Origin of the sequence: Enterovirga sp. GCM10030262 (assembly GCF_042666435.1) — a bacterium.
Classification (GTDB): domain Bacteria; phylum Pseudomonadota; class Alphaproteobacteria; order Sphingomonadales; family Sphingomonadaceae; genus Allosphingosinicella.
On record NZ_JBHTDC010000002.1, the window covers coordinates 601,320 to 625,774 of the forward strand.

Genomic DNA, 24,455 nt, shown 5'->3' on the forward strand with positions numbered 1-24,455 from the left:
ATGGCCACCTTTACCGGCACGATCGCCGACGAAACCATCACCCCCACGACCGTCTCGCCCAGCGTCACGACCAGCGGCGGCGCCCTGCCCTCCGACGATCCCGACATGATCGACGGAGCCGGCGGCGACGACATCATCGACGGCGGGGGCGGGGACGACGTCATCATCGGGGGCGACGGCGACGACAATATCGCCGGCGGCGCCGGGGCCGACACGATCAATGCCGGCATCGAGAACGACAATGTCACCGGCGGGGGCGGCGACGACCTTGTCTTTCTCGAGGACGGCTTCGATCGCTTCACCTGGAATCCCGGCGACGGCAGCGACATGGTGGACGGAGGCGCATCCAGCGACGATCTCAACTTCAACGGATCGGCCATCGCCGAGACGATCGGCCTCTCCGCCAGCGTCGCCCGCACGAACCTGACCCGCGATGTCGGCGCGGTCGCCCTGGATTCGAACGCGTTCGAGTTCATCAACATCAATGCCATGCACGGCGCCGACAGGATCGACGTCGGCAACCTTCAGGGCACCGGCCTCCTGCGCCTGACGGTCAATCTCGGCACCGACAATTCCGACCCCTTCGCCGAAGCCGGAGACGGCGCCCTCGACCAGCTCGTCGTCGCGCGCGGCGACGGCGACGATGTGATCAGCGTGTCCCGCTTCAGCGATTTCGGACCGGGGCTCGGAACCGTCAGCGTGAACGGCCTCGGCCATCAATTGTTCGTCCAGGGCGGCGAGGCGACGGACCGGATCGTCCTCAACGGCCTTGGCGGGAACGATTTGCTGGAGGCGCGGGAATTCGACCCGTTCCTGTTCACGTTCACGCCCATCGCCATGCAGCTCACTCTCGACGGCGGCGACGGCAACGACACGCTGGCCGGAGGGTCGAGCAACGACATGCTGCTCGGCGGAAGAGGCACCGATGTCGCCAACGGGTCCCGGGGCGACGATCTCGTCCTGCTCGGGTCGGGCAATGACCGGTTCACCTGGAATGCCGGCGACGGCAGCGACATCGTGGAAGGCCAGACCGGGAACGACCGCATCGACTTCAACGGCGCCGGCATCGGCGAGACCATCGTCATCTCCGCCAACGGCGGGCGGGTAAGCTTGTCGCGCGATGTCGGCGCCGTGACGATGGACCTGAACGAGGTCGAGCGGATCGCGCTCACCGCCCAGGGAGGCGCCGACTCGATCCTGGTCGGCGACCTCACCGGCACCGGTACCACCCTCTTGGACATCGATCTTTCGAACATGCCCGGCGGCGGTGCCGGCGACGGCGCGAGCGACCATGTCGGCCTAAGCGGAAGCGAGGCCGGAGATTCGATCGAGCTGCGGTTCGTCGATCGCTCGCTGGCGGTAAGCGGCCTGCCGTTCGCCGTTTCGATCGACGAGTTCGAGGCGCTGGACCGGATAAGCGTCGACGGCCTTGGCGGCAACGACATTATCCTCGCCGGCATCGCGCCGAGCCCGGAGACCATCTTCACTTTCTCGGGAGGGGCGGGCGACGACCGGCTGCGCGGCGGAGCGGGCGGCGACGTGCTCGACGGCGGCGACGATGCCGATATCGTCGACTACAATCTCTCCGAGGCGGCGGTAGCCGTCGATCTGGCGACGCAGTCCGCCTTTGGCGGCCATGCCCAGGGCGACCTTCTCTCCGGCTTCGAAGGCGCGATCGGCTCCGACTTCGGCGACATATTGAACGGCGCCGGCGGGAATAACGTCCTGAGCGGCGGCGGCGGCGGCGACCAGCTGTTCGGCCAGGCCGGCAACGACCGGCTCATCGGCGGCCGCGGGGTCGATCGAAGCGACGGCGGAGCGGGCGACGACGTCCATTTCGTCGACCAGGCCGCCGACATCGTGACGGAGCGCGCGGGCGAAGGCACGGACCGCGTGGCGGCGAGCGCCAGCTACGCCTTGGCGGCCGCGGCCGAGGTCGAGATGCTGACCACCACGAACGCCGCCGCGGCCCGGGCCATCGACCTGACCGGCAACTTTATCGCCAACCGGATCACCGGCAATGCCGGCGCCAACCGCCTCTCCGGCGAAGACGGCGACGACGTCCTGATGGGACGCACCGGCGACGACCGGCTGATCGGCGGGGCCGGCGCCGACAGGAGCGACGGCGGGCTCGGCGACGACGTGCATCTGGTCGACAATGTAGGCGATGTCGTCATCGAGCGCGCCGGCCAGGGCAGCGACCGCGTCCTCGCCGAAATCAGCTACAGGTTGCGGGCCAATGCCGAGGTCGAGACATTGTCGACCGACCGCGCCGCCGGGACCGAGGCGATCGACCTCACCGGCAGCGACCTCGCCAATCGGATCGTCGGCAATGACGGCGCGAACAGCCTCGCCGGCCGCGGCGGCGCGGATATAGTGTTCGGCGCCGGCGGCGGCGACCGGCTGAACGGAGGGCTGGGCGCCGACCGCACCGACGGCGGGCTCGGCAACGACACCCATATGGTCGACGACGCCGCCGACATCGTCGTCGAAGGCACGGGCGAGGGCACGGACCGCGTCCTCGCGAGCGTCAGCTACGTCCTCACCGGGGGCGCGGAAATCGAACAACTGGCGACCACCCGCGCATCGGGAACGGACGCGATCGACCTGACCGGGAACGAGCTGGCCAACCGGATCGTCGGCAATGCCGGCGCCAACGTCATCGACGGCGGAGGCGGCACCGACCGGCTGTTCGGTCTGGCGGGTGACGATCTGTTCCGATTCGCGGACGCCGGCGACAGCGGCATCGGCGCGGCGCGCGATATCATCGACGATTTCGAAGGCGGCGGCGCGGCGGGCGGCGACGTGATCGACCTCGCCCTCATCGACGCGATCGATGGCGGCGGCGACGACGCCTTCACCTTGATCGCCGGCAGCGTCTTCACGGCTCCCGGCCAGCTCCGTCTCGTCTTCCTCGCCGACAGCAACGAGACCGTGATCCTCGGCAATATGGACGCCGATTCCGGCGCCGAATTCCAGATCGCGCTGAGCGGCCAGGTGAGCCTCTCGAACCCCGGCGATTTCAATTTCTAAGCGCGGGCTTTCCGGAACCTGCCATATTCGCCCGCCGCTATTTGGTTTTCGCCAGCTGCGCCCGATCCTGTGCATGGGCCCCGGGCTTCTCCACCGTCGCCTCGGCCAGGCTGCCGCCTTCGGCTGTCTCGATCTCGGCGCCGCGATGAAGCGTGCGGTGCACGGGGCATTTCTCGGCGATCTCGACCAGCTTGCGCCGCTGCTCAGCGCTAAGCTCCCCCTCCAGGTGCAGGCGGCGCACGAACGGGTCCGGAGGCTCCATGCCGGTGCGCCGGCTATGGCCGACCTCCACCGACACGCGGTCGAGCGGCAATCCCTTGCCGCGCGCGTAGAGGCGAACCGTCATCGCCGTACAGGCGCCAAGCCCCGCCGAGAGCAGGTCGTATGGCGTGGGACCGGAGCCGAGGCCGCCCACTTCGGGCGGCTCGTCCGCGAGGAAGCTCACGCCGCCCGCCGACACTTCGACCTGGAAGTCGCCCTGGCCGGTCTCCACAATTGTGACCACGCCGGACTGCTCGGCCGTGCGCGGCGGCGCTTCGGGCAGATAGCGCCGTGCCCAACCCGACACAATGGACGCGACGAATTCGGCATCCTCGCGTCGGGTCAGGAGATGGTCGGCGCCGGCCAGCGAAACGAAGCTTTTCGGGTGGCGCGCCGCCTGGAAAATGGCGCCGGCATTGTCGATGCCGACGGTGGCATCCTGAGGGGAGTGGAGGATCAGCAGCGGGCGGCCCAGCCGCCGGATCCGCTCGGCCTGATCGTGGCTGCGAAGGTCCTCGATGAAGCTGCTGCGCATCCTGAACGGACGTCCGCCGATTCGCACCTCGGCTTCGCCACGCTCCATCAGCTCGTCCAGATTGGTGAAGAGCTTCTCGGCATGGGTCGCGTCGAAGGGCGCGGCGATCGTGACCACGGCCCGCACATCGGGAAGATCGGCCGCCGCCGCGAGCACGGCCGCCCCGCCGAGACTGTGACCTATGAGCAAAGAGGGCGCGCGTCCGGCCGCGCGCATGGCGGCGGCGGCGGACAGGATGTCGGCGATGCTGCCGCTGAAGCTGCTGTCGGCGAAGTCGCCGCCGCTTTGCCCGAGGCCGGTAAAGTCGAAGCGCAGGACGCCGAAGCCGAGGCGGGTGAGCTCCTTCGCCACTCGGGCCGCGGCCAGCGAACTCTTGGTGCAGGTGAAGCAATGGGCGAAAAGCACGTGAGCCGATGCCGGCCCCTCGGGCAGGTCGAAGCGGCCGGAAAGAATCTGGCCACTCTCGCCCGGAAAGTCGAAATCCTCCATTGCCACTAGGACGACCGTTGCAAGGGGCGGTGGAGACCGGAATCGATCTCCACCGCCGATTTCAGCGTCAACGCCTCAGCCATGCAGCTTTTTGGCCACCTCGGCAACCAGGCGCCCCTGGAAGCGCGCGCCTTCAAGCTCGTTCTCGCTCGGCTGGCGGGAGCCGTCGCCGCCGGCGATCGTGGTCGCGCCATAAGGGGTGCCGCCGGTGATCTCGTCGAGCGTCATCTGGCCGGCCCAGCTGTAGGGCAGCCCCACGCAGACCATGCCCAGGTGCATGAGGTTGGTGTGGATCGCCATCAGCGTCGTTTCCTGGCCGCCATGCTGGGTGGCGGTCGACGAGAAGGCGGAGCCGACCTTGCCGTTGAGGGCGCCGCTCGCCCACAGGCCGCCGGTCTGGTCGAGGAAGTTCGCCATCTGGGACGCCATCCGGCCGTAGCGTGTGCCGACGCCGATGATGATCGCGTCATAGCCCGGCAGCTCGTCGACCCTCGCAAGCGGAGCCTCCTGGTCCATCTTGTAACCGGAATTCCGCGCGACCTCCTCGGGCACGAGTTCCGGCGCCCGGCGAATATCGACTTCCGCGCCTTCGACCGAGCGCGCGCCTTCGGCCATCGCTGTCGCCATCGTCTCGATATGACCGTAAGTGGAATGATAGAGAACGAGGATCCGGGGCATAATTTCAGTCCATTCAGCAGGAAATGTGTTCCGTCAGGCCGGGTTACGAGCTGTCAACGCATCGCGGCCATGATGTTCCCAAAGTCCGGCATGACCGGCGGCGTGGCTCGACCGATCCCAGTCTCAGGAGAGGCGCGATTGATCGGTCATGGGCGGCGCCAGAACCCGTGAATCGAGGTCGGCGCCGTCGGGCGGGAAACCGGTCTGCCGCTCGACGAGACGTCGGACGGGCGGTTCGCCCGGTCCCCGGTGCAGAGCCCTGATCTGCTTGCCGATCAACGCGTCGTCGCGCGTGAAGCGGCCGTTATGGCGGAGATATTCGGTCCAGGTCGGGCTGTGATAGCGCTCGATCCACAATTCTGGTTCGGCGAGGTCTCGCAGCAGGGACCAGCGCCGCGCTCCGTTCCTGCGTCTGATCACCCGCCGCTCCGCCATCGCGCCCAGGAACGCGTAAATATCCTCCTGGGCGATTCGATATTCGATGGTGACGACGACGGGGCCCATGCGGCCGCGCACCGGCACCATCGTTGCCGGCTCGCTGAAATCGAGCAGGTCGAGGTTCATGTCCTCGGTCTCGGGCAGGCGGAACCAGCGGCCGAGCGCGACGCAGCCAAGCTGCACCCCCGCCCCGATCAGCAAAGCGGTCGAAAGGTCCGACTCCTCCGTGATATAGCCCCATAGCCAGGCGCCGCCGGCCATGCCGCTGAAGGTCGCCATCTGGTAGAGCGAAAGCGCGCGCGCCACGACCCATCGCGGCGCCGACATCTGCACCGTCGCGTTAAGCAGGGAAACGATCAGCACCCAACCCAGGCCGCACAGCGCCATCGCGGCCATCGTCAGCGCGAGCCAGCTGCTGAAGGCGCAAATGGCGATGCCGAGCGCCGATCCCAAGAGAGCGAAGCGAACGATCAATTCGTTCGGGTAGGCGATGCGCAGCCGATGAGACCAGAGGGCTCCCCCCACCGCGCCGACGCCGAACGCGCCTAGCAGGAGCCCGTAGATCGCCGGGCCGCCCCCGATCAGGTCACGGGCGATCAGCGGCGACAGCGCGGAGACCGAGCTCGCCCCGACTCCGGTCACGAAACCGCGAACGAGGGTCGAGTTTATGCTCGGGTTCATCGCGACATAGCGGACGCCCGATATGATGGCGCTGCCGAGCCGTTCGCGCGGAAGCAGGCGCGTCTCGGCCGCTGGGCGCCAGCGCGCCAGGACGATGATGAGCGCGACATAGCTCAGCGCATTGACCGTGAACGCGGCGGCCGCGTTCGCGGCCGCGACGATCAGGCCGCCGATCGCCGGCCCGACGCTTCGCGCCAGGTTGAAGCCCATGCTGTTGAGGGTGACCGCGGACGGAATGTCCTCGCGCGGGACCATGGCTCCGACCGAGGCCTGCCAGGCGGGCGCGTTGAGGGCTGCGCCGCAACCGATGAGGAAGGTGAAGAGAAGCAGCAGCCACGGCGTGATCAGATCGAAATAGGCGAAGCCGGCCAATATGGTCGACGCGACGAACATGAAGATTTGCGCCGTGAGCATCAGCTTGCGCCGATCGAACGCATCGGCGAGCGCGCCGGCGACCAGCGCGAGCATCACGATCGGCAATGTGATGGATGCCTGGACCAAGGTCACCATCTGCGCCGACGCGCCGAGCGCGACCATCATCCAGGCGGCGCCGACGCCCTGGATCATTCCGCCGAAGCTGGAGGCCAAAGTGGCAATCCACACCGACCGGAAGATGCCCTGGCGGAACGGCGCGAGCGCCGATGCCTGCTCGGAAACAGGCTGCGCGGAGTCGTTCATGGCCGCATCTTCGGCATCTCGCGCGCAGTCCGCGATTGCCGGCGTTCCGCAAGCGCAATGGCGACCTGCGCGACACCGGTCACGAGAAAGCTCGCGGCCAGGATCAGCGCGAATTGCGCCACGATTTCGCGCGTGGGGCCGAACAGGGTCACGACAAAGGTCGTTATCTGGAGCCCGAGAAGAAGTCCGACGCCGAGCAGCACGTCCGCCACGCCGCCGATCGCGAGCCACGGCCGAAGGCGGGCGCCGCGCACTCTGGGAACCATGACGAGCACCCACGCTCCGCGAAGGAGCAGCCATGCCATCACGACATTGGCGACCGGGAAATAGTGAGCGAGCGGGTTGGCGACGAACAACAGGCCCGCCAGGACGGTCAGAGCCCCCGCGCCGACGGCTGTCTTGCCGACCGCATCGAGGCCCCGTTTCCAGCCGAACATCATCTCCAGTCCGCCCGCCAGGAACAGCAGCCACCCGACAAGCCCGCCCCGGGGCGCCCATTCGATAATCGGGAGCAGCGCGGCGACCGCGGCAAGAAGGATCGTCGAGCCGCCGGAGCCCAGCGTCCAGCGCCATTCCCGCTCGGGCATCCGGTGAGCCGCGTCTTTCGTCATCCTAGTCATGCCCCCTTCGGGATGAAACGGAGGAGCAGGATGAGCGCGAAATAGACGATCGTGGCACTGAGACCGATCTCCCAGAGCGGCTTCGTAAGTCCGAATATCTCCGCCACTCGCGTTTCTCCACACCTGCCACAAGCAAAAGCGGACTGAAGCCCGCTGGTTCCTTGGCGAGCGGTGGTGCGCTTCGACGATCGCCGGTCAGTTTCCGGATCGGGATGCCGCGCGGCGCGGCGTCCAGCGCGGAAAAATCATCGATCCGGCACCGGATATCCAACGAACTTCTTGGGTTTGCGCATCAGCACATGGGTGGTGACGCGCTCAACGCCGAGGTCGCCGCCGGTGAGCTGCTCGCGCAGGCGGTTCCATTCGGCCATGTTGCCGACGACGATCTTGAGAATGTAATCGACATCGCCGCTGACGTCGGAGACTTCGACCACTTGGGGCAGCGCCGCCATCGCCTCCTCGAAGCGCGCCGTTTCGTCGGAACGGCTGCCGGCGAGCGAGACCTCGACGTACAGAACCAGCCCGACCCCAAGCGCGAATGGATCGATCCGCGCATTATAACCCTGGATGACGCCGGTCCGCTCGAGATGGCGAATCCGGGCCAGGCAGGCGCTCGGCGACAAGGCGACGCGTTCCGCCAGCGCCTGGTTGGTGAGTCGTCCCTCCGCCTGCAATATCCGCAGGATCTTCCGGTCGATCCGGTCGAGAGCAGCTTCGGCGTCCACGGCCGTCATTCACCGCAGAAACTGCGGAGAACGTCAAGAAGTTCAGCGGCACATGCGACGCGTTCAAGCCTATCTAAGGAGGCACGCCCGCCGAATTTCCGGCAGCGTTGTCGACCCCCTGGAAGGAGACCAATCATGGAACTCACCGAACGTAGCGGAATTGCCCTGTTCACCGCGGCCCTCGCCCTCTTGCCGGCCCTGATCGCAATTACCAGCCTGATCGCCCGCTGACGGACCCGGCGGGGCGGAGCCCGACCCGCGCTGCTTGCGCCGGGGCCACTGGCCGCGGATCGGCCACGGGCTATCATCCGATGGCCATTCATGATCTAAAGACCGCCATCATGGAGCGACAATCTTCATCTCGAGGCGACTGGCAGGTCCGCGACAATCCGGATCGGAAGCGCTTCGAGATCGATCTTGGCGATGCGTGCGCTGTCGCCGAGTATAATCTGCCCAAGGGCATGATCATGTTCACGCATACCGAGGTTCCGCCCGAACATGAGGGCAAGGGAATCGGGAGCGCATTGATCCGCGCCGGCCTTTCCGCCGCGCGCGAGCGCGGACTGAAAGTGATCCCGATCTGTCCCTTCTTCGCCGCCTACATCAAGAAGCATGCCGAAGAGCATGACCTCGTCGACGTAACCTGGCGGCGTCAGCTCGGTCTATCCTGATCGAGATCGGTAGAGCGGGATGCGGTTACATTGAATCGTCGCCCTGAACTTGTTTCAGGGTCCACCTACCCACCCGTCGTGTGGCTCGGAATGGATGCTGAAACAAGTTCAGCATGACGAGATGGTGCAATCCAAACTCATCACGCCCTACTCGCAGTGGCAAGAACGGACTGGGTTACGGGCACTGGCAATCCAATCCGATGGCTGCCCTCACCTTGCGTCATCCAGTAGGGCATAAGCGATCAGCTCGTCACCGATCGGCGTCTCCATGAAGTGATGGCCGCCGGCCATGATGACGAGATATTGGCGCCCATTCATTTCGTAGACCATCGGCGTCGCCTGACCGCCGGCCGGCAGCACATCCTGCCACACCGTCTCCCCGGTGCGAATGTCGATCGCCCGGATGAGGTCGTCGGTGGCGGCCGCGATGAAGACGAGCCCGCCTGCCGTCACCACCGCTCCGCCATTGTTCGGAGTGCCGATGTTGATCGGTAGCATCGACGGAATTCCCCAAGGTCCGTTCTTGCGGGCGGTCCCCAGCGGGCGGTCCCAGATCGTGCGGCCGGTTCGAAGATCGATGGCGCGGATGCCGCCATAAGGTGGCTCCTTGCACAATAGGCCGGTGAACGGCAGCCGCCAGCCGGCGTTGACGTCGACCGCATAGGGCGTCCCCCATTGCGGATCGCCGGCGCCTTCCGCGCCGCCGCCCATGTCGCCGCCGCGCGCTTCGCTGCGCGGCGCCCAGCCAAGCTCGTCGGCCTTTGCGCGGGGAACGAGCCGGACATAGTTCGGCATATTATTGTAATTGGCGATGATGAGCCCTCGCACCGGATCGACCGCGATCCCGCCCCAGTCGGTGCCGCCATTATAGCCCGGATATTGGACGGAGCGGCGGTCCGAGCGGGGCGGCGTATAGGGGCCTTCATAAGCGGCGCGGCGATACTGGATGCGGCAGACCATCTGGTCGATCGGCGACATGCCCCACATGTCGCGCTCGGTGAGCTTCGGGAAGGCAAGACTATGGTAGGTCGAGAAGGGCTGGGTGGGGCTGCGCTGCTCCGGCTCGACGCCTCCCTGCGGCACCGGCCGCTCGTGGACCGGGAATAGCGGCCGGCCGGTGCGGCGATCGAGGATGTAGATGTCGCCCTGCTTGCTCGGCAGCACCAGCGCGGGCACCGATCCCTGATTGGCCGGGAAATCGACCAAGGTCGCCTGGCCGCCGAAATCATAGTCCCAGACATCGTTATGCACCGCCTGGAAATGCCAGCGCGGCTCCCCTGTGGTGACGTCGAGCGCAACCAGCGAGGTGGCAAATTCATTCTCGGGAGGCCGGCGACTGCCGCTCCAGTAATCGACCGCGGCATTGCCCATCGGCAGATAGACGAGGCCGAGGGCCTCATCACCGCTTGCGATCGTCCACATGTTGGGCGTGCCGCGTGCGTACATCGCGCCCGGCGGCGGGTCGGCGGTCCAGGTCGGGTTCATCAGGTCCCAGGCCCAGCGCTTCTCGCCCGTCACCGCGTCGAAGCCCTGAATGACCCCTGAAGGCGCGTCGCGCCGCTGCCCGTCCAGCACCTGGTGGCCGGTGACGAGCACGCCCCGCACCAGAGTCGGCGGCGAAGTGATCGACACCATGCCCGGGAACACCGGCCCCATGCCCGCCTTGATATCGACCTGGCCATTATTCCCGAAATCGGGGCAGGGACGCCCGGAGCGCGCATCGACGGCGATCAGCCGCGCATCGAGCGTCCCCTCGATGATCCGGGTCGCGCAGAGCGCATCGGCGGGCGAGTCCGGCACGGCATAATAAACGACACCGCGGCAGGCGGCCGTGTACGGAATCCATTCGTCCGAAACCCGCGGATCATAGCGCCAGCGTTCCCGCCCGGTTGCCGGATCGAGCGCGATGAGGATGTTCTTGGCCGAGCAGAGATAGAGGGTGTCGCCGATCTTGAGCGGCGTCGTCTGGGCGCCATACTTATTGTCTCCCGTGCCCGCCGCTGGGAGGTCGCGCGTGTGATAGACCCAGGCGCGCTCGAGACGGTCGACATTCTCGGGCGTGATCTGCGCGAGCGGAGAATGGCGCCGCGCGCTGTAGCTGCCGCCATAAGCGGGCCAGTCCGCGCCCGCGGTCATCACCGCGGGGTCCGCCATCGCCGCGGCCAAAACGGGCGGAAGCGGGCCGGCCTCGCTCCTGCCCGCGATCGCCGTCACGATTCCGCCGGCGATCAGAAGGACCGCTATTGCGCCCACGGCCGCCAGCGCCTTGCCCCACCCCCAGCGCGCCGGCACCAGCAGCGGCAGGACAAGCAGGACCAGGATGGCGAGGACCGCCGGTCCGATGACGCGCGGAACGAGTGCCCAGCCATCGAGACCCACTTCCCAGAGGGCCCAGATGAGGGTGAGTACGAAGATTCCGAGATACAGCCAGGCGCCTGTCGGACGGCCCCGGAAGAGCAGCGCGCCCGAGCCGATCAGTCCCAGGCCGGCGAGAAGATAATAAAGCGAGCCTCCGAGTATCGCGAGCCAGGCGCCGCCGGCGGCCAATATGAGCCCGATGAGTCCCAGAAGTAGGGCGACGCCCTTGACGAGCCATGAGCGGTTGGGCGGGCGCTGCGGAACGGTATCGGACATTCGACCCCCTGAGTTCTGAACCACGCTGATGCACTGGACGCGAACGACAGGGCGGCTTGGAACTCCGCCAATCTCTTGGCGCTAACCGCTCAGCTTGCTCCTTGGTTCCCGCAGCCATCGGGCATTGACGAGGGACAGAAGCGCCAGGGCCTCACCCGCGCGCGGTTGAGGCCCTGCACCAGCAGTCGCGCTCCCTTACTGGAGAGACGCGAACAGGAACCAGGCGCGCTCCTCGGCCTGGTCGGTCCAATCGTCGAGCATGCCGGCGGTGGCATTGTCGCCGCCCGCGTCGACCGCTTCCTTGGCCTCGCGCAGATATTCGACGAGCTTCAGATTGTCGCGATGGAGTTCGGTCAGCATGTCGCTGGCGCTGACATAATCGTCATTATTGTCCTCGATACGCTGCAGGCGCGCGATGTGCCCGATCGACGTCAATGTGGTGCCGCCGATCTTCCGGACGCGCTCAGCGATGGCGTCGGTCGTCCCCAATATCTGCGCCGCCTGCTCGTCCAGCATCAGATGGTAGTCGCGAAAATGCGGGCCGGTGACGTGCCAGTGGAAATTCTTCGTCTTGAGATAGAGCGCATAGCTGTCCGCGAGCACCGCGTTCAATGCTTCGGCAACCGATCGAACCGAGTTGCGCTCGAGGTCGGTCGGGGTCTTGAGTTCGGTAACGGTCGACATGTCATTCTCCTTTGATGGTGTGGGTCTTCCTCTTTTCCGGAGTTGGAACATCCGGACGGATCAGTTGATCCGGGCCACGCTCACCGGGTCGCTTGCGGGGAAGGTCTCCTTCAGCGCCTCGTCGAGAAGCTCGTCCTGCCGCTTCGCTTCCCGATGCCGGCCGGCGACGCCGCTGCTGGCGACGATCGCCGCCACCGGCGGCAAGTGAGGCAACCATTTTCCGTCGATGATCATGTTCCTATCCTCCTTGGTCCGGTCGGGCGGACCGCAATGTGATCGAAGTGCCCCAGGGATCGCGCAGCGAGATGCGCCGCGGGCCCACGACATGACCTTCCGACGATGTCCGTGAACGCACCGCGTCGATGACCTCGTCGTCGACGATGAGCTCGACGTCGGCGAGGCCGGTCGCGCGATCGGAGCGCACAGGCGCGCCCCGGCTGTTCCAGATGTTGCCGGCGAGCTGATGGTGATAGCCACCGGAGCCGTAGAAGCTCGCGCCGCGGTAGCGGCAGGTGATGTCGAACCCGAGCACGCCCCCGTAAAAGGCGTCGGCCGCGGCGATGTCGCAGACCTGCAGGTGGACGTGGCCGATGACGCCATCCTCGGGAAAGGCGGACCAGTTGCGTCCCGCGGCTGCGTTCATGAGGCCGTCCAGATCCAGCGGATCGCTGGCCATCTCGATCATGCCGTTCGCGCGAGGCCAGTCGGCGCTCGGGCGGTCGACGTAGATTTCGATGCCATTGCCTTCCGGATCGTCCAAATAGACCGCCTCGCTGACGAGGTGATCGGCGGCGCCGGTCAGCTCCACGCCCTCCCTTATCGCAAAGGACAGCCAGGCTCCCAACTCGGCACGGTCAGGCAGGAGAAAGGCGGTGTGGAACAGGCCTGCCTCACGGCGGTCGCGGATCCGCGCATCGGGATCATGTTCGAGCTCGAGCAGAACCGACGAGCCCGTGCCTAGGCGGACCGCGCCCGGCGCTTGTTCCAGAACCCGCAGCCCGAGCGTGGACTGGTAGAAACGCGACAGGCGATCGAGGTCGTGGACGATGAGCGTGACTCGGCCGACGCGGTGAGGTGCATATCCGAGCACCGGATCGCGGCCGTCGGCCACCGCTGTGGCGAGAGCTGTCGTCACCGCATTCCTCCTGAAATTGCTTTGACAGAAGGAATATGGTGATCGTCGACGTACAATTTTAGTAGACAAATATGGAACGAACCATTCAACTCTTCCGAAAAGTGGCGGCGGTCCAGACCGTGCTGTTGGCCCCTATTGTTCGAGGAACCGGAAATGTCTGAACCGGGCACGCCGACATTCGATCAGCTCAGAATTTTCCTCGCCGTGGTGGAAACGGGCAGCTTCGCGGGAGCCGGGCGGCGGCTCAATCGCGCCACTTCGGTGATCAGCTACGGCATCGCGAACCTCGAGGCGCAGCTGGGGCTTTCGCTTTTTGAAAGACAAGGCACGCGCAAGCCTCGGCTGACGGTCGCCGGGCAAGCCGTGCTGGCCGAGGCGCGGTCGATCGGTCAGGGGGTGGATGGGCTGCGGGCGAAGGTCCGAGGCCTGCTTCAGGGCCTCGAAGCCCAGGTCGATCTCGCGGTCGACGTCATGCTCCCCTCGGCCTGGCTGGGTGAGGCGCTGAGAGCCTTCTACGAAGAGTTTCCGACCGTCGCGCTCAACCTCCACGTGGAGGCGCTGGGCGCGGTGACGGCGCTGGTGCTGCAGCGCAAGGCGGTGATCGGGATCAGCGGTCCGCTCGCCGCCGATATGCCGGGCATCGAGAATGTGATCGTCGGGTCCGTGCCGCTCATCCCGGTGGCATCCCCGGACCATCCTTTGGCGAAAGAAGACGCGCTTCACCCGGGGATGGGGCGCGATCATGTGCAGCTCGTGCTGACCGACCGGTCGCCATTGTCGGAGGGGCGAGACTTCGCGGTCGTGAGCCCCCATACCTGGCGCCTCGCGGATCTGGGGGCAAAACGAGCGCTTCTTCGGGAGGGGATCGGCTGGGGCAACATGCCGAAGCCGATGGTCGAGGACGATCTGCGAACAGGGAAGCTGGTCAAACTGGCGATGCCGGATGAAACCGGGGTGAGCTATCGCATGTCGGGTATCTACCGAAGCGACTCGCCGCCGGGCCCGGCGGCGGCCTGGCTTCTGGAGCGGTTCGTGAAAGTGGGCCAGGAACGACAAGGCGAGATTAGAGCCTGATGCGATTGGGCTGATCCGTCATTGCGAGCGGAGCGAAGCAATCCATACTCGGTGCGTATGGATTGCTTCGTCGCTCGCGCTCCCCGCAATGACGATTCAAACCTGAAAAAGGCAGGGAGAGGGCCGAGGCGCCTTGCGCGCGCCTCAGCCCTCTCCACGACTCGTCAGAAGCGATAGGCGATACCGAAAAGCGCCTGGTGGCGGTCGAACTTGCCATCGCCTTCGCTAAGGTCGGAATAGCGATATTCCGCCCGCGCCGAGACGTTGTCGCTGAGCGCGTGCTCAATGCCGCCGCCGACCAGCCAGCCGTCGCGGTTGGCCGAGGCCGAGCGGATGCCGCCCGCATTCTCGACCGACGTTTGCACCCGCGCATTGGTATAGCCGCCGCGCGCGTAGAGCATCGTATTGTCGGTCATCAGGTAACCGGCGCGGGCGGTGAGATCGAGCGAGCGCTTGGGATCGATGGTGATCCGCGCCGCGCCGTTGTCGCGGACGATGCTGTCGTCGGCGCCGAACTGTACCCCGGCCTCGGCGCCCAGCACGAAGCGAGGGCTGACCTTGTAGTCGTAACCCGCGAACACACCGCCCGAGGCGGAATCCCGCGAACGATCGACCGCCCTGTCGCCGAGCGGGGTCGACGGCGTGCCCAGATCGTCCTGGTTCCAGCCGGCCTGCGCGCCGACATAGGGTCCGTTGAACGGCTCGGCTGACGCCGCCGTGGCCAGGCCCGTCGCCAAAGCCAGGGCTGCTACGGAAGTGACGATACGCTTCATTTTTCAAACTCCTTTGATCGGGCCATCGTTCGGCCTCGTGCCAAAGGATCTAGGGTGCCAAGCCATTATAAGGCAGCTGAATAATATCGAACGGATTGTTCAGCTTTTTGGAATAGCAGCAACGGCGACAAACTTTCTGGAATGTTCCGTTCCAACTTATTCGGCTGCTCGGAATGGCCGGCGGGAGCGAAACGATGCGCAGCGCCAGAAGCTGGTCGACCAGGTCGCCGGCAGCCTCTCGGGCGGCGTCCGCGAGCCGGTGCTCGGCCGCGCATTCCAATATTGGAAGAATGTGGATGCCGGTGTCGGCCAGCGAATCGAGGACAAGGTGCGCACCGGCGCCGCGCCGCAGCCGGCCGAAGGCATGGGCGAAAGCTGACCGGGAGCCGCCGCTGTCCCGCCGCCCAAAAAGCGGGAGAGCGGCCGGACTGCCGCGCGGGAATCGCAACCCATTCTGCCCCCTCCACATCATTCCCGCGAAAGCGGGAATCCCACTTCTTCTTTCTCGACACGCCTCAGCCAGAAAGGAAGCGGGATTCCCGCTTTCGCGGGAATGACGGGAGAACGTAACCTAAGATGATCTTACTTCAGGTGAAGGTGATCGTCTCCATGGCCGCCTCGATGCGGGCCTGCATCGCGGCTATGCGGGCGTTGAGGGCGCGCCAGTCGATGCCGACCATCGCGCCGCCGCTCTTGAGCAGCCGCCCCGCCACCCAGACGCTGTCGACATCCGTCCGCGCCGCGAAGTTCACGACCCGGTCGGCGAGGGTTCCGGCGGTGGGGAAGCCCGGCCGATCGGTGCCGAGCAGGACGAGGTCGGCGCGGCGGCCGACGGCGATCGAGCCGCCGATGTCGCCGAGCCGGATCGCGTCATAGCCGCCACGGGTGGCGAATTCGAGCATGTCGGGCGAATGGTAGCGATTGGCGATGGCCTCGCTCTCCGGGTCCAGGAACAGGCTCAGGAACGAGGCGCGGATATGCTCGAAATAATCCTGGGTGAGCGAGAGCGGCGTGTCGGTGCCGATGCCGGTCCGCACGCCGAAGGCCCGCGCGCGGCCATGGGCCGGGTCGCGGCGGGCGAGCGGCCGGCTGGGGAAAGTCTCGGCGATGGCGGTGGCGCCGAGCATCACCCCCGTCTCGGCCATCAGCTTGAGCTCCTCGTCGGTCGCGGTGACGCCGTGCGAGCAGTGGAAATCCGGGCCAAGCAGGCCGGCCTCGTGGAGGTCGAACAGGCCGAGCCCCCGATGCCCGAAATAGCCCGGCGGGATGTCGGTCGGCCCCGGATTGGCATGATGGGTGATGATCCCGATCCCCATCGCCCGCGCCCGCCCGAACTCCTGCTCGGCGACGCGGGCGAGGGGCTGGCCCTTGGATCCGACGCTGAGCGCGATGCCGAGCCGGAGCAGCCCGTCCGGATCGCTCAGCACCTCCTCCTGCAACCGCGCCACAATCTCCCAATGATCGTCGGTGGTGAACGAGCCAAGCTGCGCCCGTGCCTCGGCGAGCGGCAGGCTGTCGCCGGGGCCCCAGCCGATGCGGTTGCTCACCTGATAGGCGAACCAGCCGGCGATGCCCGACTCCTTGAGGCCGCGCGCCGACGCCAGGGCGCGATCCGCCGTATGCTGGCCATGAGCGACGTCGAGCAAAGCCGTGACGCCGGAATCGATCGCCTGCAGCCCGCCATAATAAGCGGCGAGATGGTGGTCCTCCGCGGTCGCGCAGGGCATCCACTTCATCTTCCAGATCTGGTAGCCGGCGGCGAACTCCTTGACATTCGTCTTCACCAGCCGCCCGGCATCGGCGATCTGCCAGATATGGCGGTGGCCGTCTGCCATGCCCGGCATCAGGATCATGCCGTGCCCCTCGATCACCACCGCGTCGTCGGCGGAGAGGCCCTTGCCGACGGCCGCGATCCTGCCATGCTCGAGGATCACGTCCGCGCCCGACAGCTCGCCGAGCGTCGGATCCATGGTGAGAATGTCGGCGCCCCGAATGAGCGTCCGAGGCGGCGCTTCCGTCGTTGTCCGTTGCGCCGTCGCGGCCGCCGCGCGGGTGGACCCAAGTCCAAGTCCCGCCGCCCCGCCCAGGGCCGCCAGCCGCATGAACTCCTTCCGACTAAGCTCTACCATAGCCCTGCCCTCCCTGGGAACGGGATCGTATACTATGTACGAGGTGTCAACAGCCGCCGATTCAGGCTCGTTGGCGACAGGGCGGAGGGCCGGCGTCCCGATGCCGCTTTTCCAAAGGAGATATGCGCGATGACGACAGCGCTCTCACGCTCAAGCCATCCGCGGCGACAGGCCAATAGGCGGAAATGCGTCGCTTTTGGATAAAGTGGTCGGGGAGAGAGGATTCGAACCTCCGGCCCCTGCCTCCCGAAGACAGTGCTCTACCAGGCTGAGCTACTCCCCGACCGGTGCGTCTGGCTCGAAAGCCAACCGGGAGACAGGTGACGGGCCTATAAGGAGGGCCAGGGGGGAGCGCAAGCGGACTTGTCAGTCGCCCCTTGCCCCCAGCATGTCGGCGATGATTGTAAACTTCTCGCGCGGGCTGCCTTCGCGTGCACGGGCGGTTTCGGCCGCCTCGATCCTGCGCCAATCGCGGAAGGTGACGACATCGGCGCCGCGGCTTTCGAGCAGGGTGTCGAGGCCCGCGCGGCCGGGCTTGCGGGTCGATCCGGGGCCGAGGTCCGCCTTGATCCGCTCCGCCACTTCATAGCCGTCGGGGCGGTTGGTGCCGATCGTGCCGCTTGGGCCGCGCCGCGCCCAGCCGACGCAGTAGAGGCCGGGGCCGATCACTCCGTCGGCATTGGCGAAGCGGCCCCGGCCATGCTCGTAGGGCACACCCTCGATCGGCGGCGTCGTATAGCCGATGCAGCTCACCACCAGACCGCATTCAATGGCATAGGTTTCGCCGGTGCCGACCGAGCGCAAGTCGTCGGTCAGCCGCGTGCGCTCGACGATCACCCGCTCGACTTTGCCTTCCCCCTCGATCGCGATCGGCATGGCGAAGAAGTCGAAGGCGATGGTCTTGCGCTTCGCCTCCCCCGCCGCGGCGAAGGCGCGCAGATGCGTGACCGATTTGCGCAGGCCCGGTTCGAGCAAGGCGTCGTCGAGCTCGGGCGGAAAATCCTCGATATCGACCCTGGGGGCGGCCGCCTCGAGATGGCCGAGCTCGCCAAGCTCCTTGGGCGTCATCGCGATCTGGTGCGGCCCGCGACGGCCGAGCACATGGATGTCGCGAATATCGGAATTGCCGAGCGCCTCGAAGGCGTGGGCGACGATGTCCGAGCCGACGAATTCGGCCGGCGTCTTGGAGAGGATGCGGGCGACGTCGAGCGCGACATTGCCGTTGCCGATCACCATGGCCGCCGCGACGTCGAGCCGCGGATCGAGGTCCGCGAACTCGGGGTGGCCATTATACCAGCCGACAAAGGCTGCCGAGCCGACCACGCCGGGCAGATCGTGGCCGGGAATATCGATTGGCCGGTCATTGGGCGCGCCGGTGGCGAGAATGACCGCGTCGTAGAGCGACTTGAGCTCGTCGATGCTCACGTCCCTGCCCACCGTGACGTTGCCGACGAAGCGGGCGGTGTCGGACAGCGCCACTTTCTCGTAGCGCCGCGCCACCGCCTTCAATGACTGGTGGTCGGGGGCAACGCCGGAGCGGACCAGGCCGAACGGCGTCGGCAGCCGGTCGATCACGTCGATCCGCACCTCCTCGCCATATTCCTTCTGGAGCGCCTCGGCGCTGTAATAGCCGGCGGGTCCGGACCCGATCACCGCGATATGCCGCATCCCCGTCTCCGCTAATTGCCGGCCGGATGCTAGCGCGGTGGCGCGCCGTGGCAAGGGGGCGTCATCCGCCCTTCCCGCCGGATTTGTCCTCGAGCAGTTCGGCGCCTTTGGATTTGAGCAGGCCCTCGATCTTGCCGGCGAACAGAGCGAGGAAGGCGGGCAGGGTCAGCTCCAGCCGCACTTTGGTCTCCAGCACGTCGATATGGCCGTCCACCTCCTGGCCCATGGCGCGGACGTTGAGGAACATCCGGTCGCCCTCCCAGCGCGAGGTCACTTCGGCCGCGCCGCCGGGGATATGGTCCTTGAGGCGGCCGATCCCGCCTTGCATCCGCCGCTTCGCCTCCTCGGCGCCGAGTCTGTGGGGAAGGTTGACGACGATCGGCTGGGTCATGGCGCGATCTTGCCCGCCCCGGGCGCCGCGCACAAGCGTCTCGCGCGCGACGGAGGCGGCGGACCGACAGCGAGGACAACCGCGCGTTAAGGATTTTCCTCAAGGTTCCGTCAATCGGCGTGGCCTACCAGCTTCTCCGTTGGGAATATTTTTTCCAGCGTTGGTCGAGGAGTGATTCCATGAGTGCGTTCCGCTGGATGAAGCAGCTCAGGAAGAATGAGCGCGGCAATGTCCTGGTCCTGGGCGCGGCTTCGATGCCGCTGCTGATCGGATCGGCGGCGCTCGCGATCGACACCATCCAGCTGAGCCTGTGGAAGCGCCAGCTCCAGCGAGCGGCGGATTCGGGCGCGATCGCCGGCGCCCATTCCATCCATCAGAGCGCGTCGGTCAACGACGCCGTCACGAGCGACCTCGCGCTCAACAACACCCTCCCCCTCGCCGTCCCGGCAACCATCGAGAATGCGCCCACGGCGGGCGCCCATGCCGGCGATGCGCGCGCGGTCCGGGTCGTCCTGTCGACGCAGCGTTCCCTGCCCTTCATGGGCTTTTTCATCAGCACGCCCCCCGTCATCAGCGTCGAGGCGACCGCGGCCGTGGTTGAGGACGGCGATTTCTGCGTCATCTCGCTGGAGGAGGGCGAGAATGTCGGCATCGAATTCAAGGGCAACACCAATATCAGCCTGGGATGCGGCATGGCGACCAACAGCCGGGCCGCCAACGGCGTCACCGCCGGCGGCAGCTCCACCGTGCTCGCGACGCCGATCGCGGCGATGGGCGGCCTGAGCCCCAGCGGCAATTATATAGCCCCGACAATCCTCAAGCCTTATTCTACCGCCCAGGACGATCCGTTCGCCGCGCTGCCGGACCCGGTCGTGCCGAACGGCTGCCTCAACAAGAATGTAGGCCCCCAGGACACAGTGGCCTTCACGCCTGACCAGTGCTTCAAGGGCCTGGACATCAAGGGCACGGCGACATTCGCCGCCGGCGTCTATTATATCGATGGCGGCACCCTGAGCTTCGGCTCCCAGGCGAAAGTCACGGGCGAGGGCGTGACCTTCATCCTGACCAGCAAGAACGCGAGCTCGAACGGCAATTCGGTGGCGTCGCTCGACATGAACGGCGGTGCCCAGGTCAATCTGTCCTCGCCGACGAGCGGCACCTATGAGGGCGTGCTCTTCTATCAGGATCGACGGGCGTCGGCGGGCGGCACCAACAAGATCAACGGCAATGCCAGCTCGCTCTTCGAAGGCGGCTTCTACTTTCCCAAGCAGGATATCAGGATGAACGGCACCGCCGGCATGGACACAAGGTGCCTCCAGCTTGTCGCGCGGCGCATCTCGTTCAGCGGCAACAGCAGCATCCAGAACGAATGTCCGGAGAACGGCGCCAAGGCGTTCGAGGGAACGAGGGTAAGACTGGTCGGATGACGCGCCTCGCCTCCCTCCTGCCGCGCGCGTCAGCGCTCGGTCGCGACGATCGCGGCGTCAGCACCATCGAGCTGGCGCTGATCGCGCCGTTCCTCGCGCTGCTGGTGATGGGGCTGGGCGATCTCAGCCGCGGGCTCTCGCTCAAGTTCGATCTCGAACAGGCCGCCCATCGCACCCTGGAGCGCAGCATGGACGGCGCCGACACGTCCACCGGCGAGCTCGACTATGATTATCTCGTCGCCGAGGCGGCCGCGGCGGCCGGCGTCGACGAGGACGATGTGACGCTCGAAAAATGGCTCGAATGCGACGGTGAGAGAATGGGCGATTTCGAAGATTCCTGCGCGGCGGGAGAGGAGATCGCGCGCTATCTCGGGCTGGAGATCGAATCGTCGGTTGATCCCCTCTTCGGCTATGGGCCGCTCGGCTCTTCTTATGCCGACGCCAATGCGGACGGCAGCATTCCGATCTTCGCCGACGCTTCGCTGCGGGTGCAGTGATGCGCGGGCCGAGAAATCTGCTTCGCGACGAAGGCGCCGCCGGCGCCGTCGAGTTTGCGCTGATCGCTCCTGTCTTCTTCGCGATGCTGATCGGCATATCGCAGCTCGGCATGCTGTTCTTCGCCAATGCGGGCATCCAGAACGCTCTGTCCGAGGGCGCGCGCTTCGCGACCATCTTCCCGCTCCCCACCAACGCCGAGATCGGGGCGAAGATGACGGACAAGCGTTTCGGCGTCGATCCGGCCAATTTGATCGGGCCGACGATCGCGCACTCGCCCGACGAGGACAATGACGGCGTGCCCGATCCGGACGCGACCGAGGCGACCTATGCCGACATCACGATCGGCTATGAGATGCCGCTGAACTTCATCTTCTTCGAGGTCGAGCCGGTCACTCTGTCCCACACCCGCAGGGTCTACACCCAGCCCGCCACCTGACGCGCGGCCGCCTCACATCTTGTACTGGATGAAGCCGGTGCGCAGCGCGACCTTGTCATAGAGCGCCCGCGCCCCGGCGTTCGATTCATGCGTCAGCCAGTAGAGCCGCGCCGCGCCGGCGGCTCGCGATGCCTCCGCCACCGCCTCGATGAGCGCCCGCGCCACCCTGCGGCCACGCGCTTCCTCGGCGACGAACAAATCCTGCAAGTAGCAATAATCGCCGATCGTCCAGCTGCTGGGGTGGAACAGATAATGGGCGATGCCGACGAGCCGCCCGCCCTCCGCATAGGCACCAAGGCCGTGCAGCGGCCCTTTGGGATCGGCCAGCCTCTCCCACGTCCGCGCCGTCACGTCATCGGCGTTGCGCGTCTCGTAGAAAAGCTGATAGCCCTGCCAGAGCGGCAGCCATGCCTCCCGGTCGCCGCTCACCAGCGGCCGTATCCGCACCCCTTCCATCGGAACGTTCATAGGTAAGCGGCGCTTTCGCTCAATCCCCGTCGAGGCGCTCCTCATAACGATAATGTCCGCGGATGTGGCGGTTGAAATACGGCCCCTTGATACGCGCCGCGCGGAAGGCGGCGGCCGCTTCGGCGGGGACGTCGCGATAGACGTAGCGCCGCCCGGTCGTGAACAGCACGTCCAGCTCCGCCGTCTCCGGCCGGTAGGCTATCGAGCGAATGACGGTGGAAGGCATTGGCTCGTGTAGCCCGGTCAAGCGGCGCCGGTCAGCATTCCCGCGTCTCGCGATATTCGCCGGTCCTGGTCTTCTCGCGAATGGTGACGCAATCGCCCCGGCGGATTTCCTCCCGCCAGGATCCGTCCGCATTCACCCGCCTTTCGCCCTTGGGCACGCGCTTGCCGTCCTTGATCTCGTAGGACCAGCTGGACGGCGTCTTCGCGTCGTTCTTGCGGGGCTTCTCGGCCATGGCCGTCCCCGCGGAGCCGAGCGCCAGCGCCGCCACGATCGCCAGGGTTAAAGCCTTCATTTCCCGTTCCTTCTTCACATCGTCCATATAATGCCCAACGCCCCGATCGCCAAGACGGCCGCATTCGCTTGCCCGCCTCGCTCGTCGATGTTACGTTATTGCATAACAAGAGAAGGAGAGTGACATGCGCCAGCGCCGCCCCACCCCTTACTACCGCATTCCCTCCGAAGCGCCGATCCGCGATCTGAACACGACGCCCCTCATCGACGTCATGCTGGTGCTCCTCGTCCTATTCATCATCACCATGCCGATGGCGAACCACAAAGTGGCGGTCGATCTGCCGCAAGCGGGGCCAGCGGCCGGAGTCGAGCCCGTCGTGCAGCGGCTCGACATCGACGCCGCGGGCCGACTCAGCTGGAATGGGGCGCCGATCGCGCCCGCCGCCCTTCCCGCCCGACTCGAGGAAGTGCGCAACGATCCGCGCGGCGAGCTTCACCTCCACGCCCATGCCGAGACGCGCTACAACGATTTCGACCGACTGCTGGCGGTCGTGAAGGGCGCCGGGATCGAACGGCTCGGACTGGTCGACAATGCGCGCTTCGCGAAATCGGGGAGCTGAACAAACACGAAAGCCGCCCCGGTTGCCGTCGGCAGCCGGGGCGCGCCTTCCAGCCTCTTATAATGCGCTGGAGGGTTGAGGGGTCGTCGACGCGCTCGAGCCCGCGCCGCCGCTCCTGTCGCCGCCGCCGATCGCCGACCGGCTCTCCGCGCCCGCTCCGCCGGCCGAGGCCGAGGACGCGGTGATATCCGACGGGCGATAGAAAACCAGTATCTGGCGGCGATATTCGGGGCTGAACTCGGGCTCGTCGCTCGGCTCGAATCGCGGCGCGGCGGCCAGCTCCTCCTTCGAGATATCGAGCGCGTAGCCGTCCTTCTCGACATCGTAATCGAGCAGCGGCCAAGGCAGCGGGAACAGGCTCGCGCCCAGGCCCATCGTGCCGCCGAACGACATCACCGCATACGCGACGCGGCCGGAATATTTGTCGACCATGAAGCTCTGGATCGTGCCCAATTTCTCGCCGTCACGGCCGACCACCGGCGTTCCCTCGACCTTTTTCGACGAGATCAGGCGAAGGGTTTCGTCGGTCTCCAGCCTCAGCTCGAAATCGTCGTCGCTCCGGCCGCTGCTGCGCCGGCCCGAATGGAAATAGCGGTTGGCGGCATAAGCCGCGCCCGCCACCGCCGCCGCTCCGGCGACGCCCATGCCGACCCGGTTCCAACTCCAGTGACCGCCGTGGAGGCGCTTGATCTTGGCCTTCTCATACTGGTCGCCCAGGTCGGTCTGGCCGCCCCGGTCGCGGGCCTGCGCCGCCAGCGCGTCGTGACGCTTGCAGGCGACGTCGAACCGTTCGAGGAAGGTGCGGAACTCCGCCGTCCATTCGAAGCTGCCCTTGTCGCTGCGGTCGAGCAAAGAGAGCGATTTGCGCAGCTCCTTGTGCAAGGCCTGCACGTCGGACAGCGCCGCCTTGGAATCCTCATTCTTCTTCAACGGCGGGAACAGGACGTCCTCGGCGACCGCCAGGTGGCGCCGTACCTGCAGGTCGTACAGGTCGAACTGATTGTCGCGACCGCCGACGTCCGCGCCGTCGCCGCTTTTCACGATATCCTGGCCGAGCGCGTGGATCTGCTTGTGGTCGTGTTCGAGATGCCGGGTGATGTCCATTTTTCGTCCTCCATGTCGGTGGGTTGCCCTCGGCGATTCAACGGAAGGCGGCGGCGACTGTTCCGCTCCGGCGGGCGACCCGTGCAGCAGAGAGGACGGACTTGGGCCGACGGCGGCCTTGCCCCGGCGGCGAGGGACCGTTAGCGTC

25 protein-coding genes and 1 tRNA gene are annotated in these 24,455 nt (G+C 66.4%); 8 read left to right on the plus strand and 18 right to left on the minus strand.

Annotated elements, in window-relative coordinates:
- Positions 1 to 3,033: a hypothetical protein gene (locus ACFQRC_RS12150; protein ID WP_379961579.1), complete on the plus strand. Its 3,033-nt coding sequence runs from the start codon at positions 1 to 3 to the stop codon at positions 3,031 to 3,033.
- A gap of 37 nt (positions 3,034 to 3,070) precedes the next feature.
- Here ACFQRC_RS12150 and ACFQRC_RS12155 read toward each other — a convergent pair whose 3' ends face one another.
- From ACFQRC_RS12155 to ACFQRC_RS12175, 5 genes are all read right to left on the minus strand, one after another.
- Positions 3,071 to 4,318: an alpha/beta fold hydrolase gene (locus ACFQRC_RS12155; protein WP_379962425.1), complete on the minus strand. Its 1,248-nt coding sequence runs from the start codon at positions 4,316 to 4,318 to the stop codon at positions 3,071 to 3,073.
- Positions 4,319 to 4,393: 75 nt separating this feature from the next.
- Positions 4,394 to 4,996 carry an NAD(P)H:quinone oxidoreductase gene (gene wrbA / locus ACFQRC_RS12160; RefSeq protein WP_379961581.1) on the minus strand — a complete coding sequence of 201 codons (603 nt, stop codon included), beginning with the start codon at positions 4,994 to 4,996 and terminating at the stop codon, positions 4,394 to 4,396.
- Between the two features lie 123 nt (positions 4,997 to 5,119).
- Positions 5,120 to 6,793 carry an MFS transporter gene (locus ACFQRC_RS12165; RefSeq protein ID WP_379961583.1) on the minus strand — a complete coding sequence of 558 codons (1,674 nt, stop codon included), beginning with the start codon at positions 6,791 to 6,793 and terminating at the stop codon, positions 5,120 to 5,122.
- Positions 6,790 to 7,404: a hypothetical protein gene (locus ACFQRC_RS12170; protein WP_379961585.1), complete on the minus strand. Its 615-nt coding sequence runs from the start codon at positions 7,402 to 7,404 to the stop codon at positions 6,790 to 6,792. The genes ACFQRC_RS12165 and ACFQRC_RS12170 overlap by 4 nt, the downstream gene beginning before the upstream one ends.
- 254 nt (positions 7,405 to 7,658) lie before the next feature.
- The gene (locus ACFQRC_RS12175; RefSeq protein ID WP_379961587.1) at positions 7,659 to 8,147 is read right to left on the minus strand and encodes an Lrp/AsnC family transcriptional regulator; all 489 of its coding nucleotides are present in this window, start codon (positions 8,145 to 8,147) and stop codon (positions 7,659 to 7,661) included.
- Between the two features lie 332 nt (positions 8,148 to 8,479).
- Here ACFQRC_RS12175 and ACFQRC_RS12180 point away from each other — a divergent pair, with 332 nt between their 5' ends.
- A complete protein-coding gene (locus ACFQRC_RS12180; protein WP_379961589.1) occupies positions 8,480 to 8,809 on the plus strand; it encodes a GNAT family N-acetyltransferase in 330 nt (109 codons plus the stop codon).
- Between the two features lie 210 nt (positions 8,810 to 9,019).
- On the opposite strand, the gene ACFQRC_RS12185 is transcribed toward ACFQRC_RS12180, so the two are convergent.
- The 4 genes from ACFQRC_RS12185 to ACFQRC_RS12200 form a co-directional block, all read right to left on the minus strand.
- On the minus strand, positions 9,020 to 11,443 hold the full coding sequence (locus ACFQRC_RS12185) for a membrane-bound PQQ-dependent dehydrogenase, glucose/quinate/shikimate family (protein WP_379961591.1): 2,424 nt from the start codon (positions 11,441 to 11,443) through the stop codon (positions 9,020 to 9,022).
- 195 nt (positions 11,444 to 11,638) lie between these two features.
- Positions 11,639 to 12,127: a Dps family protein gene (locus ACFQRC_RS12190; RefSeq protein ID WP_379961593.1), complete on the minus strand. Its 489-nt coding sequence runs from the start codon at positions 12,125 to 12,127 to the stop codon at positions 11,639 to 11,641.
- A gap of 60 nt (positions 12,128 to 12,187) precedes the next feature.
- Positions 12,188 to 12,361: a hypothetical protein gene (locus ACFQRC_RS12195; protein ID WP_379961595.1), complete on the minus strand. Its 174-nt coding sequence runs from the start codon at positions 12,359 to 12,361 to the stop codon at positions 12,188 to 12,190.
- Between the two features lie 4 nt (positions 12,362 to 12,365).
- Positions 12,366 to 13,262: a VOC family protein gene (locus tag ACFQRC_RS12200; RefSeq protein ID WP_379961597.1), complete on the minus strand. Its 897-nt coding sequence runs from the start codon at positions 13,260 to 13,262 to the stop codon at positions 12,366 to 12,368.
- A 153-nt stretch (positions 13,263 to 13,415) separates the two neighbouring features.
- Here ACFQRC_RS12200 and ACFQRC_RS12205 point away from each other — a divergent pair, with 153 nt between their 5' ends.
- Positions 13,416 to 14,336 (plus strand): LysR family transcriptional regulator, encoded by a 921-nt coding sequence (locus ACFQRC_RS12205; protein WP_379961599.1) that lies wholly within the window; start codon positions 13,416 to 13,418, stop codon positions 14,334 to 14,336.
- A 164-nt stretch (positions 14,337 to 14,500) separates the two neighbouring features.
- On the opposite strand, the gene ACFQRC_RS12210 is transcribed toward ACFQRC_RS12205, so the two are convergent.
- Positions 14,501 to 15,109 carry an outer membrane beta-barrel protein gene (locus ACFQRC_RS12210; protein WP_379961601.1) on the minus strand — a complete coding sequence of 203 codons (609 nt, stop codon included), beginning with the start codon at positions 15,107 to 15,109 and terminating at the stop codon, positions 14,501 to 14,503.
- Between ACFQRC_RS12210 and ACFQRC_RS12215 the strand changes: the two genes are divergently transcribed.
- On the plus strand, positions 15,093 to 15,488 hold the full coding sequence (locus ACFQRC_RS12215) for a catalase-related domain-containing protein (RefSeq protein WP_379961603.1): 396 nt from the start codon (positions 15,093 to 15,095) through the stop codon (positions 15,486 to 15,488). The genes ACFQRC_RS12210 and ACFQRC_RS12215 overlap by 17 nt on opposite strands.
- Positions 15,489 to 15,696: 208 nt before the next feature.
- On the opposite strand, the gene ACFQRC_RS12220 is transcribed toward ACFQRC_RS12215, so the two are convergent.
- From ACFQRC_RS12220 to ACFQRC_RS12235, 4 genes are all read right to left on the minus strand, one after another.
- Positions 15,697 to 17,211 (minus strand): amidohydrolase family protein, encoded by a 1,515-nt coding sequence (locus ACFQRC_RS12220; RefSeq protein WP_379961605.1) that lies wholly within the window; start codon positions 17,209 to 17,211, stop codon positions 15,697 to 15,699.
- 233 nt (positions 17,212 to 17,444) lie between these two features.
- Positions 17,445 to 17,521 (minus strand) — tRNA-Pro (locus ACFQRC_RS12225).
- Between the two features lie 83 nt (positions 17,522 to 17,604).
- Positions 17,605 to 18,906 carry an FAD-dependent oxidoreductase gene (locus tag ACFQRC_RS12230; RefSeq protein ID WP_379961607.1) on the minus strand — a complete coding sequence of 434 codons (1,302 nt, stop codon included), beginning with the start codon at positions 18,904 to 18,906 and terminating at the stop codon, positions 17,605 to 17,607.
- A 61-nt stretch (positions 18,907 to 18,967) separates the two neighbouring features.
- The gene (locus ACFQRC_RS12235) at positions 18,968 to 19,297 is read right to left on the minus strand and encodes a polyhydroxyalkanoic acid system family protein (RefSeq protein WP_379961609.1); all 330 of its coding nucleotides are present in this window, start codon (positions 19,295 to 19,297) and stop codon (positions 18,968 to 18,970) included.
- 179 nt (positions 19,298 to 19,476) lie between these two features.
- On the opposite strand from ACFQRC_RS12235, the gene ACFQRC_RS12240 reads away from it, so the two are divergent.
- From ACFQRC_RS12240 to ACFQRC_RS12250, 3 genes are read left to right on the plus strand one after another with little or no spacing between them, the layout of a single operon-like run.
- A complete protein-coding gene (locus ACFQRC_RS12240) occupies positions 19,477 to 20,724 on the plus strand; it encodes a pilus assembly protein TadG-related protein (protein WP_379961611.1) in 1,248 nt (415 codons plus the stop codon).
- A complete protein-coding gene (locus ACFQRC_RS12245) occupies positions 20,721 to 21,221 on the plus strand; it encodes a TadE/TadG family type IV pilus assembly protein (RefSeq protein ID WP_379961613.1) in 501 nt (166 codons plus the stop codon). The genes ACFQRC_RS12240 and ACFQRC_RS12245 overlap by 4 nt, the downstream gene beginning before the upstream one ends.
- Positions 21,221 to 21,658 (plus strand): TadE/TadG family type IV pilus assembly protein, encoded by a 438-nt coding sequence (locus ACFQRC_RS12250; protein ID WP_379961615.1) that lies wholly within the window; start codon positions 21,221 to 21,223, stop codon positions 21,656 to 21,658. Before ACFQRC_RS12245 ends, ACFQRC_RS12250 begins: the two co-directional genes overlap by 1 nt.
- 12 nt (positions 21,659 to 21,670) lie before the next feature.
- Here ACFQRC_RS12250 and ACFQRC_RS12255 read toward each other — a convergent pair whose 3' ends face one another.
- Genes ACFQRC_RS12255 through ACFQRC_RS12265 form a run of 3 tightly spaced genes read right to left on the minus strand, consistent with a single transcriptional unit; the run spans position 21,671 to position 22,644 of the window.
- Positions 21,671 to 22,126, minus strand: coding sequence for a GNAT family N-acetyltransferase (locus tag ACFQRC_RS12255; RefSeq protein ID WP_379961617.1), 456 nt, complete (start codon positions 22,124 to 22,126; stop codon positions 21,671 to 21,673).
- Positions 22,127 to 22,145: 19 nt separating this feature from the next.
- Complete coding sequence (locus ACFQRC_RS12260) at positions 22,146 to 22,352, minus strand: KTSC domain-containing protein (protein ID WP_379961619.1); 207 nt, start codon at positions 22,350 to 22,352, stop codon at positions 22,146 to 22,148.
- Between the two features lie 31 nt (positions 22,353 to 22,383).
- Positions 22,384 to 22,644 (minus strand): hypothetical protein, encoded by a 261-nt coding sequence (locus ACFQRC_RS12265; RefSeq protein WP_379961621.1) that lies wholly within the window; start codon positions 22,642 to 22,644, stop codon positions 22,384 to 22,386.
- Between the two features lie 124 nt (positions 22,645 to 22,768).
- On the opposite strand from ACFQRC_RS12265, the gene ACFQRC_RS12270 reads away from it, so the two are divergent.
- A complete protein-coding gene (locus ACFQRC_RS12270; RefSeq protein WP_379961623.1) occupies positions 22,769 to 23,203 on the plus strand; it encodes an ExbD/TolR family protein in 435 nt (144 codons plus the stop codon).
- Positions 23,204 to 23,260: 57 nt separating this feature from the next.
- On the opposite strand, the gene ACFQRC_RS12275 is transcribed toward ACFQRC_RS12270, so the two are convergent.
- Positions 23,261 to 24,307 (minus strand): PRC-barrel domain-containing protein, encoded by a 1,047-nt coding sequence (locus ACFQRC_RS12275; protein WP_379961625.1) that lies wholly within the window; start codon positions 24,305 to 24,307, stop codon positions 23,261 to 23,263.
- Positions 24,308 to 24,455: the final 148 nt, after the last annotated feature.